The sequence below is a fragment of the Telluria sp. ZT3P39 genome, from assembly GCF_059685935.1.
Genome location: NZ_JCASIH010000004.1, coordinates 152,874 through 166,540 on the forward strand (window position 1 = coordinate 152,874; position 13,667 = coordinate 166,540).

The 13,667-nt window shown below is 64.0% G+C and carries 10 protein-coding genes; 5 read left to right on the forward strand and 5 right to left on the reverse strand.

The annotated features are described in order from the left end of the window. Nucleotides 1–29 precede the first annotated feature (29 nt). Nucleotides 30–416: a tetratricopeptide repeat protein gene (locus AC56LR_RS06365; protein ID WP_497128709.1), complete on the reverse strand. Its 387-nt coding sequence runs from the start codon at nt 414–416 to the stop codon at nt 30–32. Further along, entirely contained in the window at nt 413–2,425 is a 2,013-nt protein-coding gene (locus AC56LR_RS06370; protein WP_497128711.1) for a bifunctional 2',3'-cyclic-nucleotide 2'-phosphodiesterase/3'-nucleotidase, read from the reverse strand. The genes AC56LR_RS06365 and AC56LR_RS06370 overlap by 4 nt, the downstream gene beginning before the upstream one ends. Nucleotides 2,426–2,579: 154 nt before the next feature. Here AC56LR_RS06370 and prfB point away from each other — a divergent pair. The 3 genes from prfB (at nt 2,580) to lysS (ending at nt 5,913) form a co-directional block, all read left to right on the forward strand. Continuing rightward, nucleotides 2,580–3,690 (forward strand): peptide chain release factor 2 gene (gene prfB / locus AC56LR_RS06375; protein ID WP_489873803.1). Its coding sequence is split into 2 segments (ribosomal slippage): nt 2,580–2,660 and nt 2,662–3,690, totalling 1,110 coding nucleotides; the frame shifts between segments, so codons are not numbered across the junction. Continuing rightward, complete coding sequence (locus AC56LR_RS06380) at nt 3,690–4,349, forward strand: HAD family hydrolase (protein ID WP_497128713.1); 660 nt, start codon at nt 3,690–3,692, stop codon at nt 4,347–4,349. Before prfB ends, AC56LR_RS06380 begins: the two co-directional genes overlap by 1 nt. Nucleotides 4,350–4,377: 28 nt before the next feature. Beyond that, complete coding sequence (gene lysS / locus AC56LR_RS06385) at nt 4,378–5,913, forward strand: lysine--tRNA ligase (protein ID WP_497128715.1); 1,536 nt, start codon at nt 4,378–4,380, stop codon at nt 5,911–5,913. 67 nt (nt 5,914–5,980) lie between these two features. Here the strand turns inward: lysS and ppnN are convergent, their stop codons facing one another. Next, nucleotides 5,981–7,351: a nucleotide 5'-monophosphate nucleosidase PpnN gene (ppnN, locus tag AC56LR_RS06390; protein WP_497128717.1), complete on the reverse strand. Its 1,371-nt coding sequence runs from the start codon at nt 7,349–7,351 to the stop codon at nt 5,981–5,983. Nucleotides 7,352–7,630: 279 nt separating this feature from the next. Here ppnN and AC56LR_RS06395 point away from each other — a divergent pair, with 279 nt between their 5' ends. Then, nucleotides 7,631–9,133, forward strand: coding sequence for a peptide MFS transporter (locus AC56LR_RS06395; RefSeq protein WP_497128719.1), 1,503 nt, complete (start codon nt 7,631–7,633; stop codon nt 9,131–9,133). A gap of 46 nt (nt 9,134–9,179) precedes the next feature. On the opposite strand, the gene AC56LR_RS06400 is transcribed toward AC56LR_RS06395, so the two are convergent. Then, nucleotides 9,180–10,088, reverse strand: a complete 909-nt coding sequence (locus tag AC56LR_RS06400; RefSeq protein ID WP_497128721.1) for a LysR substrate-binding domain-containing protein — start codon at nt 10,086–10,088, stop codon at nt 9,180–9,182. Nucleotides 10,089–10,193: 105 nt separating this feature from the next. On the opposite strand from AC56LR_RS06400, the gene AC56LR_RS06405 reads away from it, so the two are divergent. After that, nucleotides 10,194–11,117 carry an NAD-dependent epimerase/dehydratase family protein gene (locus AC56LR_RS06405; RefSeq protein ID WP_497128723.1) on the forward strand — a complete coding sequence of 308 codons (924 nt, stop codon included), beginning with the start codon at nt 10,194–10,196 and terminating at the stop codon, nt 11,115–11,117. 81 nt (nt 11,118–11,198) lie between these two features. On the opposite strand, the gene AC56LR_RS06410 is transcribed toward AC56LR_RS06405, so the two are convergent. Next, nucleotides 11,199–13,484 (reverse strand): OPT family oligopeptide transporter, encoded by a 2,286-nt coding sequence (locus tag AC56LR_RS06410; protein WP_497128725.1) that lies wholly within the window; start codon nt 13,482–13,484, stop codon nt 11,199–11,201. Nucleotides 13,485–13,667: the final 183 nt, after the last annotated feature.

The following is a 13,667-nucleotide window of genomic DNA, read 5'->3' on the forward strand; positions in this document are numbered from 1 at the left end:
GTTGGTGGCGGGGCGACGAACGAACCCCGCTACCGCTTCCCCTCACCCCGGTGCGTCAACGCATGCGCCGCCCTGCGCATCAACTGGGCCGCCTTGACCGGATCGGGTTCCAATAGCGCCAACTGCTGCCACGCCTCCGGATAATCCAGCTCCGCCGCCGCCTCCAGCCAGCGCCGCGCCTCCGCTTCGTCGCGCGGCACGCCCTGCCCGTCCAGCAGCATGTTCGCCAGCACGAACATCGCCTCCGGCATGCCGCGCGAAGCCGCCACGCCCAGCCAGTGCACCGCCAGCGCCGGATCGCCGCTGCAGTAGGCCAGGGCCCGACGGAACGCGATGTCGCCTTCGTCGCCATGCTGCGCCATCACGGGCTGGGCCAGCAAAAGCGCAGCCAGCGCCGCAATCACACCCCGCTTCATTTCGACAGGTCCACCGCGTACAGCGCTGTGCCCTTGCCGCGGCCGTCGTCGGCCGCCAGTTGCGACACGTTCTGCAGCCCTGCGTCACGCGCCAGCTTGAGCATGCCGGGGGCCGAGTAAAACACCACCGGCCCGGCCGTCTTCACTTGCGCGAAACGCCAGCTGCGGGCCGCTCCATTCGCCGCGCGCGTCAGCTGCTTCGCCTGCTTCACATAGGCGATCAGGATGTCGCGGTTATTGTCCGGCGAGGCGATCACGGTGCGGCTGCCGTCCAGCCCCGGGAAGTTGCCGCCGCCGCTGGCGCGGTAGTTGTTGGTCGCGACCAGGAATTCCTGCTCGCTTGACACCGGCCTGCCGCGCCAGGACAGCTTGCGGATACGCTCGCCCGGCGCCCGGGTCACGTCGATTTCATAGGCCACCTCAGGCGAAGTAATCGTGTCGAAGTTATAGCTCGGCACCGCCGGATTGACGAGCGGCTGCGGCTCAGTCTTCGCCGGATCGATCGTATTGAAACGCTGGGCCGCCTTTTCCAGCCACGCCCTGAGCTCCGCCCCATTGACCTTCACCGCATACAGCGCGTTCGGGTACAGATACAGGTCGGCCGCATTGTTCAGGGCCAAAGCGCCCGGCTGCACGTCGGTATAGTCGGCCGGGCCGGCCACGCCGCTCTTGAACGGCGCCGATACCGACAGCACCGGCAGATCCTTGTACTGCGGCAGGTTGGCCGCGACATAGTCCGTCACGTAGGCGGTTTGCGCCTGGTTGACCACTTCGATGGCCGAGACATCGCCCACGTCGGCGAAATAGCTCGACATGCGGAAATCGGTCGAGCCCACCGGCGTCTTCACGTAGCGGATGGTCGCCTCGTGCTCTTCCTTTACCAGCGCCATGACGGCGGGATCGGCATCGACGAAGGCCTTGTCGCCCGTCTGCGCGGCGCGTGCTTCGACAATCGTCTTGTCCTTCTCCACCATCCAGCGCTTGCCGTCGTGCCTGAGCTGCAGCTGGATCACGCCCAGGTGCTTGCCCCACAGGTTGGCCATCACGGTCGGCACCCCATGCACGGTTCCCCTGGCCTTGTCCACGCCCGGCAGGTTGAACTGCGGGACATTGCTGGAGGCATTCGGGAACAGCTGGTGCGAATGCCCGAGCAGCATGGCGTCGATGCCCGCGACCCGCGCCAGGTGCCAGTTGGCGTTTTCCATCGCCGGCGTGTACGCGCCGTTATCCAGGCCGCCGTGGGAGATGGCGATGACGAGATCGGCGCCTTTTTTTCGCATCTCCGGAACGTACTTCTGGGCCGCTTCGCGCACGCCCGTGGTATGGACGCGGCCCTCGAGCCAGCGCTTGTCCCAGGACATGATGGTGGGCGGCGTGAAGCCGATGATCCCGACGCGCACGGTCGCGGTGACCTTCCTGCCGCTCGCGTCCAATGCGCTGACCTGCTTGTCGATGATGGTGTAGGGGCTGAACAGCGGCTTCTTCGTCTTGCTGCTGTAGACGTTGGCCAGCACCATGGGGAAGGCCGGGCCGGCGCAGCGCTTCTTCTGGTCGACGCCGGCGACCCGGAAGCGGCTGCCCGTCACCTGGCCGAGGAAACCGAGCCCGTAATTGAATTCGTGGTTGCCGACCCCCGCGCCGTCGTAGCCGAGGCGGTTCATGATCTTGTAGATGCCCAGGGTCTCGCCGCAGCCGAGCGGTTTCACGAGGGCCTGGTAATCGGCCAGCGCATTGCCCTGGATGGTGTCGCCATTGTCCAGCAGGAGCGTATTGGCGAATTCCTTGCGCGCCTGATGGATCAGCGTCGCGGTGCGGTCAAGGCCGTGCGAAGGCTCGGCCACCAGCTTGTAGTAGTCGTAGCCGACCACGTTGGCGTGCAGGTCGGTGGTTTCCAGCACGGCCAAGGCCGCGGTGGTGCCGGCCTTCGGCGGCGTGGCCGCGAACGAGGAAGCGCTGATGAGCGCCGGCAGCAGCGCGATGCAGGTTTGATAACGCAGGAAGGTGGCCATGGCGATTCCAGGGTGGAGAACCGGGCGATGATAAGGCAGCGCCGGGCCATGGGGCAAGGCATGGCGGCGCCAGGGCTGTCGTGCTGCCGCTCCAGGAGCGTCCTGGGGTATAATCGAAGGTTCGATTTAACCTACTTACCGGATTGCCCAGACCATGGAAGCTGAACGCATCAACGCCATTTCCGCCCTGCTTAACGACCTGACCGGTCGTGAAGCCGAACTTCGGAGGTATCTTTGACTTCGATCGGAAGTCAGAGAAACTAGAGCAGGTCAACGAAGAACTCGAAGATCCGACCGTCTGGAACGACCAGAAGCGGGCGCTGGATCTCGGTAAAGAAAAGAAGGCGCTGGAAGGCGTCGTGCACACGCTCGAGAAAGCGAAAGCCGATCTCGCCGACGCAGCGGACCTGTTCGGCATGGCGCGCGAAGAAGGCGACGACGACACCATGGAAGCGGTGAGCAGCGACGTCGAAGCCGTCGGGAAGATCATCGAACAGATGGAATTCCGCCGCATGTTCAGCAACCCGATGGACCACGCGAACTGCTTCATCGACATCCAGGCGGGCGCCGGCGGTACCGAAGCCCAGGACTGGGCCTCGATGCTGCTGCGCCAGTACCTGCGCTATTGCGAACGCAAGGGTTTCAAGGCCGAGATCCTGGAACAGTCCGACGGTGAAGTCGCGGGCATCAAGACCGCCACCATCAAGGTCGACGGCGAATACGCTTATGGCCACCTGCGTACCGAGACCGGCGTGCACCGTCTGGTGCGCAAGTCGCCGTTCGACTCGGCCAACGGCCGCCACACCTCGTTCACCTCGCTGTTCGTGTATCCGGAAGTGGACGATTCGATCGAGATCGAGATCAACCCGGCCGACGTGCGCATCGATACCTATCGCGCGTCCGGCGCGGGCGGCCAGCACATCAACAAGACCGACTCCGCAGTGCGCCTGACGCACGGCCCGTCGGGCATCGTGGTGCAGTGCCAGAACGACCGCTCGCAACACCGCAACAAGGCCGAAGCCTGGGACATGCTGCGCGCCAAGCTGTTCGAGCTCGAAATGCGCAACCGCATGAGCGAGCAGCAGAAGCTCGAAGACTCCAAGACCGACGTCGGCTGGGGCCACCAGATCCGTTCCTACGTGCTGGACCAGTCCCGCATCAAGGACTTGCGTACCGGTTTCGAGACCGGCAACACCAAGAACGTGCTGGACGGCGACCTGGACGACTTCATCTCGGCTTCGCTCAAGCAGGGCGTCGGCGCGTGATGCAGGCCAAACGCGCTTTTGTTTTCGACATGGACGGCACCATCGTCGACAACATGGACTTCCATACGCGGTCGTGGATCACCTTCTTCGAGCGCCGTGGCAAGGCCATCGATGCGGACGCATTCTTCCGCACCACCGCCGGACGCCAGGGCAAGGAGATCATCCGTGCGGAGATGGGTGAGGATCTCAGCGACGACGAAGTCGCGGTGCTCAACCACGAGAAGGAATCGGTCTACCGCGAGATCTACGCGCCGCACCGCAAGACCGTCACAGGCTTCGATGCGCTCATCAAGCGTGCGCAGGCCGAGGGCATCAACCTGGCCGTGGCCACCGCCGCGCCACCAGCGAACATCGAGTTCACCCTCGATGGCCTCGACCTGCGCCGCCACTTCGGCGTGGTCGTCGGCGCCGCCGACGTCGCGCGCGGCAAGCCGCATCCGGACGTGTTCCTGAAAGCCGCCGCATTGTGCGGCGTCGCGCCCGAAGACTGCATCGTGTTCGAAGACGCGCCGCTGGGCGTGGAAGCGGCGCGCCGCGCCGGCATGCGCTGCGTGGTGCTCACCACCACCCTGCCCGCTTCGAGCTTCGCCGAATTCGACAACGTCATCGCCATCGCAGCAGACTTCTCGGCACTGCCGGCAGACCTGCTCTTCGCCTGAATAACAAAACTAACACTGCTATCCAATCATGACTACGGAAAACCAAGACCAGTCGCAGCTACCTGCGTTCGACGAAAACAAGATCATGGCCGAGCGCCGCGCCAAGCTGGCCACCATCCGCCAGCAGGGCATCGCCTTCCCGAACGACTTCGTCCCCCAGCACAAGGCTGCCGACCTGGTCGCGAGCTATGAGGGCAAGACCCGCGAAGAACTCGAAGCCGAGCCGATTCCCGTGGTGATGGCCGGCCGCATGATGCTGCGCCGCGAAGCGGGCAAGAAGGCGGCCTTCGCTACCTTGCAGGACAGCTCGGGCCCGGCCGCTTCCGGCCGCATCCAGATCTACGTCACGCTCGATTCCGCCGGCGAAGCCGCCATGGATGCGCTGCGCACCTATGACCTGGGCGACATCCTCGGCATCGAGGGCCTGCTCTTCAAGACCAAGGTCGACGAGCTGACTGTCAAGGTCACCAAGCTGCGCCTGATCGCCAAGGCCCTGCGCCCGCTCCCGGACAAGTTCCACGGCCTGGCCGACCAGGAGACCAAGTACCGCCAGCGCTACGTCGACCTGATCATGAACGAAGAGACGCGCCGCACCTTCAAGGCGCGTACCGCCGCGATGTCGTCGATGCGCCGCTTCATGGAAGAACACGGCTTCATGGAAGTCGAGACCCCGATGCTGCACCCGATCCCGGGCGGCGCCGCGGCCAAGCCTTTCGTCACCCACCACAACGCGCTGGACATGGAAATGTACCTGCGCATCGCGCCCGAGCTCTACCTGAAGCGCCTGGTGGTGGGCGGCTTCGACCGCGTGTTCGAGGTCAACCGCAACTTCCGCAACGAAGGCGTGTCGGTCCGTCACAATCCGGAATTCACGATGATGGAATTCTATGCGGCCTATACCGACTACAAGTGGATAATGAACTTCACCGAGCAGGTGATCCGCCAGGCGGCCATCGATTCGAACGGCAGCGCTGTCTTGAGCTATGGCGGCCGTGAGCTCGACCTGTCCAAGCCTTTCCAGCGCCTGACCATCGTCGAAGCGATCGACAAGTATGCGCCGGGCTATACGCCGGAGCAGCTGAACGATCCGGAGTTCATCAAGGCGGAACTGAAGAAATTCGGCGTCAAGCCTTTCGCCACCGCGGGTCTCGGTTCGCTGCAGCTGTCGCTGTTCGAAGAAACCGCCGAAGCCCTGCTGTGGGAACCGACCTTCATCATCGACTATCCGGTCGAAGTCTCGCCGCTGGCGCGCGCCTCGGACGCGCGTGAAGGCATCACCGAGCGCTTCGAGCTGTTCATGGTCGGCCGCGAGATCGCCAACGGCTTCTCGGAGCTGAACGATCCGGAAGACCAGGCCGCGCGCTTCCTGGCCCAGGTGGCCGCCAAGGATGCGGGCGACGAAGAAGCGATGTTCTTCGATGCCGACTACATCCGCGCGCTGGAATACGGCATGCCGCCGGCTGGCGGCTGCGGCATCGGCATCGACCGCTTGATGATGCTGATTACCGACTCGCCGAACATTCGCGACGTGCTGCTGTTCCCGCATCTGCGCAAGGAAGACTGATCCAGGGGCGTGCAGACGCCCTGTTCATAAGAAAGGCGGCCCGCGCGAGCAGGGCCGCCTTTTTGTTTTACTGGACCACCGTATAACAAGGCGTATACGCCTTCCCCGGCAACTTCATGCGGCTCTGCTCGACAAACGACGCCAGCAGCGCATCCATCGGTCCCATGATCGCGCTCTCGCCCTGGATCTCGTACTTGCCGAACTGCTCGATCGCGCGGATGCCCTCTTCCTTCACGTTGCCGGCAACGATGCCGGAGAACGCGCGGCGCAGGTTCGCGGCCAGCACGTGCGCCTCCTGGTTGCGGTGCAGTTTCAGGTTGCGCATGTTCTCGTGGGTCGGGCGGAACGGCTTCTGGAATTCCGGGTCGATCTTGAGCCGCCAGTTGAAGTAATAGGCGTCGCTGTGCGCCTTGCGGAAGGCCCGTACTTCGGTAATCCCGGCGGACATCTCCCTGGCCACTTGTGCCGGATCGTCGATGATGATCTTGTAGCGGCGCTGCGCCGCCGGCCCGAGGGTCAGCCCGATGAACTGGTCGATCTGGTCGAAATACGCGCGCGAGGTCGCCGGACCCGTGAAGATGAGCGGGAAAGGCGTTTCGGCGTTTTCCGGATGCAGCAGGATACCGAGGATATACAGGATCTCCTCGGCCGTGCCCGCGCCGCCCGGGAACACGACGATGCCGTGGCCCGTGCGCACGAAGGCTTCCAGGCGCTTTTCGATGTCGGGCATGATCACCAGGTCGTTCACGATCGGGTTGGGCGATTCGGCCGCGATGATGCCCGGCTCGGAAATCCCGAGATAGCGCCCGCCGCTCATGCGCTGCTTGGAGTGGCCGATCGCCGCGCCTTTCATCGGCCCTTTCATGGCGCCGGGACCGCAGCCGGTGCAGATATCGAGCTCGCGCAGGCCCAGCGCATAGCCGACTTCTTTCGTGTAGTTGTATTCGATGCGGCTGATCGAGTGTCCGCCCCAGCACACTACCAGGTTCGGGCTGCGCTGCGGCTGCAGCACGTTCGCATTGCGCAGGATATGGAATACGGCGTCGGTGATGCCGTCCGGGCGATTCAAATCGAAGCGCGGATTGTCGGTCACTTCGAAATGGACATAGACGATATCGCGCAGCACCGAAAACAGGTGCTCGTGGATACCGCGGATCATTTTGCCGTCGACGAAGGCGATGGCGGGAGCACCGCGGATATCGAGCTTGATGCCGCGTTCGCGCTGCAGGATGCTGATGTCGAAACTGCGGTAGCGTTCCAGCAGCTCCTTGCCGTCGTCGATCGAACTGCCGCTATTGAGCACTGCAAGTGCGCACTTGCGGAAAATATCGTACAAACCGCCCTTGCTGGTGTCCAGGAGCTTGGTGACTTCTGCTTTCGACAGGACTTCGAGGCGGCCTTCCGGAGAAATGAGGATATCGACTACTTCATGGGTCATGATTTTGTTTTCCCTATCTGGCGATGAAACGGTGTGGCTGGCTACCAATATACGCCAAAGCGCAAGGTTTTGCCCCCACGATAGAGGCAATACGCCGGCATCGCACAAGGGTAGATCGCGGCGGCTTCCGCACCAATTTGGACCGTCAATACCACAACCCGAAAAAGTTCGCTTGCGATGACCGATTTACACTAAAATGCGTGCCAGTTGGAATTTTCGGGCAACCGATCGCTCCAGTAAAAAAACGTCTATTCAGATAACTATTTCGGGAGGACCCGCATGAGCGGTGCAGCTGCTACACCTGGCAATAAGGCCATTCCAGAATTCAAACAGATCATGGGCCACCCGGCGCCACTGTGGATGCTGTTCATGACGGAGTTCTGGGAGCGCTTCGCTTTCTACGGCATCCGTTGGGCCCTCGTGCTCTACATCGTCGCCCAGTTCCACGGCGGCGACGCCGTCGGCCAGGCCGACGCCAACCTGATTTACGGTTCCTACCTCGCGCTGGTGTACGCCGGCGCAGTGTTCGGCGGCTATGTCGCCGACCGCGTCATCGGCTATCAGCGCTCGATCCTGGTCGGCGCCGTCTTCATGGCGGCCGGCCTGTTCATGATCACGCTGCCGAACGAAGATATCTTCAAGCTCGGCCTCGCGACCATCATCGTCGGTAACGGCATGTTCAAGCCGAACATCTCGGCCATGGTCGGCCAGCTGTATTCGCTGCACGACACGCGCCGCGACTCCGGCTTCACGATCTTCTACATGGGCATCAACGCCGGCGCCTTCTTCGCGCCGATCGTGACCGGCCTGCTGGCGCAGGAATTCGGCGACGGCACGACCCCGGCCTACAAGGTGGTGTTCGCCGCTGCAGGTGTCGGCATGCTGCTGGCACTGGTCTGGTTCTTCATCGGCCGCAAGCAGCTCAAGGGCATCGGCGCCCCGGTCGGCGAACTGGCCAGCCCGAAGCGCCTGATCGGCGTGATCGTCGGCGCCCTGGTCGTCATCCCCGTGGTCTACATGCTGCTGCGCCTTGGCGCCGCTACCCTGCAGATCGTGCTGTCGGTGATGTTCGTGATCCTGGCGCTGATGCTGATCGTCGAAGGCGTCCGCGAAGGCAAGGTCGCGCGCGACAAGACCATCGCCATGATGATCATCTTCTTCTTCAACATCCTGTTCTGGTGCTTCTTCGAGCAGGCCGGCAGCTCGTTCACCTTCCTGGCCGACCAGATCGTGAACCGCGACTTCCTGGGCTTCTCGATCCCGGTCGCCTACTTCCAGTCGGTCAACGCCGTCGCGATCATCATCTTCGCGCCGATCATTGCCGCAGTCTGGGTCATGCTGGGCAAGCGCAACGTCAACCCGTCGATCCCGCGCAAATTCGGCCTGGGCATCATCATCAACGGCTTGGCCTTCGGCCTGCTGATGTACGCGCTGTCGCAGCTGCTGGACCCGGTCGGCCAGATCCCGGCCTGGACCCTGCTGGCCGTGTACACGATCCAGTCGATCGGTGAACTGTGCCTGTCGCCGATCGGCCTGTCGATGGTCACCAAGCTCGCTCCTACCCGCCTGGTGGGCCTGGGCATGGGCGGCTGGTTCCTGTCGACCGGTATCGGCAACAACCTGTCGGGCATCTTCGCCTCGCACGTCTCGGGCGATGCCGGCATGTCGGTGGCCTCGGCGCTGGACGGCTACACCTCGGGCTTCTGGATCCTGCTGGTCGGCGGCGTGCTGCTGTTCCTGCTCGCACCGCTGATCCAGAAACTGATGCACGGCGTGAAGTAATCGTCTTGCGTATCAATGAAAACGGCGGCCTGCGGGCCGCCGTTTTTCATTGTCCGCCGTCCGGCGCCATCGTCGCCCGCAAGGCATCCATCTCCGCCACCATCCACTTCCGGAAACGCTGCACCTTGAGCATGTGCTGCTTGTGCGGGTTGGCAAGGAAGCGGTAGCCGTTCCCAAAAGGCGCGCTGCGGCAGGGTATCTGGCGCAGCGCGCCCGATTCGATGTCCTGGAAGGCGATCCCGTAGGGCACCAGGGCCACGCCCTGCCCCGCCACCGCCGCCTGCACCAGCACGCCCCAGTGGGTGTAGCCGCGCGAGAAATCGTACTTGCCCTTGAGCGCGCGGTTCTCGTTGAGCAGCTGCAGCCAGGCTTCGGGCGACTGCACCACCAGCAGGCTATGCTGCGGCAGGTCGGCCAGGGTCAAGGCTTCCTGGCCGGGCGCCAGCAGCTCCGGGCTGTACACCGGCACCAGCCGCTCGTGGAACAGCACCGAGGGGTCGCCGTCGCTCACCGGCCCGTAGCGCACCGCCACGTCGGTGCTGTCGGCCTGCAGGTCGACCGGAGCGTCGTTCGAATCGATGCGGATGTCGAGTTCCGGATACAGCTTGGTGAAGCGGTGCATGCGCGGCACCAGCCACTTGATGGCGAAGGAATGCGTGGTCGAGATGCGCAGCACCGCTTCCTCGTCGCCGCACTGGAGCGCCGCGACCTTGGCGCGCAGGTCGCCCAGCATGCGGGAAGTGGCAATCGCCAGCTCCTGGCCCTTTTCGGTGAGAGAGATATGGCGCGGATGGCGCACGAACAGCGCGAAGCCGACGTTCTCCTCGAGCTGCTTGACCTGCAGGCTGACCGCCGCCGGGGTCTTATGCAGCTCTTGCGCGGCCAGCTTGAAGCTGCCCCAACGGGCGGCGCAATCGAAGTCAATCAGGCCGGACAAGCTGCGTAGCGGCTTCATGGCGCCTCCATGCATAAGTTTTTCTTATTCAATGCCATGAGTTTTTCTCGGTTGATGGATTTTGCTGCTTTGCAGAAAATATACTCGATCCTACAAGGAAAAGTCATGCACAAGAATACGTTGGTGATTGGCGGTACCCGGTTCTTCGGCAAGCTCCTGGTCCAGCGCCTGCTGCGCGCCGGCCACCGCGTGACCATCGCCACGCGCGGCTATGCGCCCGACCCTTTCGGCGACCGTATCACGCGGGTGCGGGTCGACCGCCGTAGCGAAGCTGCGATGCGCAACGCCTTCCGCGATGCCTCCTTCGATCTGGTCTACGACCAGATGTGCTATTCGCCGCTGGACGCCGCCATCTCGGTGCGCGTCTTCGCCGGGAAGATCAAGCGCTATGTCATGACCTCGACCATCGATGCCTACCGCGGACTGGCGCCGTCCGATGCGGCCTTGCGTGAAGACGACCTGCAGGTGCGGGCGCAAAGGATCGATACGGCTTACCCCTGGCACGACCCGGCACTGGCCACCGACAGCTATGTCGCGGGCAAGGTGCAGGCCGAGGCCTACCTGGTGCGCGACGGCAGCCTGCCGGTGGCGACGGTGCGCCTGGCCCACGTGCTGGGCGGGCCGGAAGACTTTACCGGCCGGCTGGCGCACTACGTGGACCTGGTGCGCCTGCGCGCTCCCCTGCGCTATGCGAATGCGGCGGCGAAGGTGTCGTTCATGGAGGCCTCCAGCGCGGCGGACTTCCTGGCGTGGGCGGGGGCGCAGGAATTCGTGGGCGCGGTGAATGCGGGCGACGACGGGGCACTGTCGGCGCTGGATGTGCATGCGCGGGTGGCGCGGGTGCTGGATGAGGCGCCTCGTTCCGTCAAGGTAGCGGAAGCGGCGCAGGCGGGGGTGTTGTCGCCGTTTGATTTTTCACAGCCGCTGGTGCTGGATACGTCGCGGGCGAAGGCGCTGGGGTACCGGTTCGGGCATACGGATGAATGGCTGGACGATGTCGTTCGCCATCACGATCTCGCGTTCATCTGATCACGGACCGGTTGAACTCGGGGGCGGGAGGACCCGCCCACCCTACGAAAAACAAGGGCCCGGGATTTCCGGGCCCTTCTCTTATCGCTTCGCTTTTTCTCTAGCCACCCAGTACAGGATGGCGATGATCAGCGCATACGGGATCAGGGTCAGCAGGTTCGCGCTCTCTCCCGCGAAGAAGGGGTTCGATGCCTCCGCCCATTTCACCATGGTGCTGTCGAAATCGGTCAGCACGCCGGCGGTGATGGCGATGATGATGCCGGCCAGCGCGCCGCCGGCGATATAGCCGGAAGCCAGCAGCGTGCCGGAGCTGCGGTCGCCCGCTGCCTGGCGCTCCTCGGCGTTCATCGCCTGGTTCTGCGGCAGCTTGTCGTTGCGGCGGTCGGCCAGCCAGCGCACCATGCCGCCGACCGCGATCGGCAGCGTCGAGACCAGCGGCAGGTAGACGCCCACCGAAAAGGCCAGCGCCTGCACGCCCGCCATCTCCAGCACCACCGAGATCATCACGCCGAACAGCACCAGGGTCCAGGGCAGTTCCTGGTCGAGAATGCCCTTGATGATGTAGGACATCAGCACCGCCTTGGGCGCATCGTACTTCTTCACCTCGGTGCCGTCGGGACGGGTCTTGTGGGTGCCGTTGATGCCCGGGTCGACCAGATAGGCCAGCTTGCCCTCGTTCGTCACCAGGTATTTGCCGGCCGGGCCGCCGACGGTATCGCGCTTTTGCCAGACCTTGTAGGTATTGGCGTCAAGCGCCGCCTGCGGGCCCTGCAGCTGCGCGGTCTGGGTCAGCTTCGAGGCATCGACCGTGATGCCCGGGGCCACCTGGGCCGCCGGTACATAGACCGTGCCCGCGTCGTTGAGCTTGAGCAGGATCGGTCCCAGGATCAGGGCCGAGGCGAAGGCGCCGCACAGGATCGCATATTGCTGCATGCGCGGGGTCGAGCCGACCAGGTAGCCGGTCTTCAGGTCTTGCGAGGTGGTGCCGGCGTTGCTGGCGGCGATGCAGACGATCGCGCCCACCGACAGCGCGGTGACGTAATACTGGCCGCCGGTCCAGCCCATGAGCAGGAAGATCAGGCAGGTGAACAGCAGCGTGGCCACGGCCATGCCCGAAATCGGGTTCGACGAGGAACCGACTTCGCCGGTCAGGCGCGAGGACACGGTCGCGAACAGGAAGCCGAACACCAGGATCAGCAAAGCACCCAGGAAGTTCATGTGCAGCGGGGTCGCCACCGTGATGATGGCGATGATGGCCAGGCAGCCGATCACGACCCACTTGAGCGGGATGTCCTGGTCGGTGCGCAGGACCGGGCCATTGGACGAAGCTGCAGCGCCGTTCCTGGCTTTACCCATGCCGGACAGGCCCCCGGTGAGCCCCTTCCAGATGGTCGGCATCGAGCGCACCAGCGAGATCAGGCCGCCCGCGGCGACTGCCCCGGCGCCGATGTAGAGCACATAGGCGTTGCGGATGTCGTCCGGGCCCATGTCCTTGATGAGCATCGTTCCCGGCGACAGCGGCACGGTCATCAGCTCGCCGAAGAACTTGATCATCGGGATCAAGAGCAGATAGGACAGCACGCCGCCCGCCGCCATGGTGAAGGCGATGCGCGGGCCGATGATATAGCCCACGCCCAGCAGTTCGGGCGAGACTTCGGCGCCGGCCGAGCCGCCCTTGAGCGGCGCGGCGAATTCGAAGTTGACGTAATCGCGCCAGCCCTTGAACGACACGCTCAGGGTCTTGTACAGCAGGCCGATGCCGAAGCCCCCGAAGATGATCATGGCGCGGCGCTTGGCGTCGCGGGCCGCGCTTGACCCGGCTTCGCGCACCTCGCCGGCCGCTTCGCGCGAGGTCTCGGTGGCCGCGGCCTTGAGCACTTCGGCGCAGGCCGTGCCTTCCGGGTATTTCAGTTCGCGGTGTGCATCGACGATCATGGTGCGGCGCATCGGGATCATCATCAGGATGCCCAACAGGCCGCCCAGCACGCCCACCAGCATGACGCGCGAGATTTCCAGGTCGAAGCCGAGGATCATAATCGCCGGCATGGTCACGCCCAGGCCGAAGGCCAGCGACTCGCCGGCCGACCCGGCGGTCTGGGTGATGCTGTTCTCCAGGATGGTCGATTCGCGCGCGCCGAACTTCTTCGCGGTGTGGAACAGGGTGATCGCGATGACCGCGACGGGAATCGAGGCGCTGACCGTCAGCCCGACCTTCAGCACCAGGTAGAGCGAGGACGCGCCGAAGATCATCCCCAGCACCACGCCCATGAGCAGGGCGCGCAGCGTCATCTCGGGCAGTTGCGCGCTGGCCGGAATATAGGGCTTGAACGCGGCCGCGGCGTGATCGGGTGGTGGATCGTAGGGCATGGGCTTCCTTCGGAATGCAAACTTAGAGGGGGCTGAATCCGTGACTATCGCACATGCCGAAATGGAATGAAAGCGGTTTAAGGGGGTAAAATTGGGACCGACGGCCACCTGCAGCACCGGCCTTACCTCGAGAGCAAAGTAGTGAGCAAGCAAGTCAACAACAACGCCCGGCCGCCTGGGCAG

Coding starts and splice junctions, on each gene's coding strand:
- AC56LR_RS06365 (WP_497128709.1), bottom strand. CDS start 416: ATGAAGCGGGGTGTGATTGCGGCGCTGGCTGCGCTTTTGCTGGCCCAG.
- AC56LR_RS06370 (WP_497128711.1), bottom strand. CDS start 2,425: ATGGCCACCTTCCTGCGTTATCAAACCTGCATCGCGCTGCTGCCGGCG.
- AC56LR_RS06380 (WP_497128713.1), top strand. CDS start 3,690: ATGCAGGCCAAACGCGCTTTTGTTTTCGACATGGACGGCACCATCGTC.
- lysS (WP_497128715.1), top strand. CDS start 4,378: ATGACTACGGAAAACCAAGACCAGTCGCAGCTACCTGCGTTCGACGAA.
- ppnN (WP_497128717.1), bottom strand. CDS start 7,351: ATGACCCATGAAGTAGTCGATATCCTCATTTCTCCGGAAGGCCGCCTC.
- AC56LR_RS06395 (WP_497128719.1), top strand. CDS start 7,631: ATGAGCGGTGCAGCTGCTACACCTGGCAATAAGGCCATTCCAGAATTC.
- AC56LR_RS06400 (WP_497128721.1), bottom strand. CDS start 10,088: ATGAAGCCGCTACGCAGCTTGTCCGGCCTGATTGACTTCGATTGCGCC.
- AC56LR_RS06405 (WP_497128723.1), top strand. CDS start 10,194: ATGCACAAGAATACGTTGGTGATTGGCGGTACCCGGTTCTTCGGCAAG.
- AC56LR_RS06410 (WP_497128725.1), bottom strand. CDS start 13,484: ATGCCCTACGATCCACCACCCGATCACGCCGCGGCCGCGTTCAAGCCC.